The 360-nt window shown below is 60.3% G+C and carries 1 protein-coding gene; it reads right to left on the reverse strand.

Annotated features, from left to right (window positions below; translation table 11 throughout):
• Positions 1-360, reverse strand: a 360-nt coding sequence (locus tag DD616_RS11815) for a VCBS domain-containing protein (protein ID WP_194634438.1), incomplete at both ends; no start/stop codon positions are given.

A 360-nucleotide genomic window follows, 5' to 3' on the forward strand; every position in this document is an offset into this window, starting at 1 on the left:
GACATTGAAGCTGCCATAGCTCGTATCCGGGGTGCCTTCAACGCTCCATGTCAACGTCGCGTCACTGTCCACGTCGGTGGCTGAAAGCTGGCCGGTGGCGCTTGGTGTGCCCGCCACGTCGCTGCCGTCATCCAAATCGCCCGCTTCCACTACGCTGCCAGCCAGCTGGGTCGCGTCGTTCGTGATAACCGGGCTGTCGTTGGTGCCGGTGATGGTGATGGTCACCACTTGATCAACCCAAGCCCCCTTGTCGTCGCTGACGCGCACGGTGAAGCTGAGCTTTTCGCTGTGACCTTCCGCTAAGGCTTGCGTTGCCGCTTTCGTGTTGTCTAAGTTGTAGGTCCACTTGCCGTTCGCATC

The organism is Vibrio anguillarum (assembly GCF_003390515.1).
In the GTDB taxonomy this organism is placed as follows: Bacteria; Pseudomonadota; Gammaproteobacteria; order Enterobacterales; family Vibrionaceae; genus Vibrio; species Vibrio anguillarum.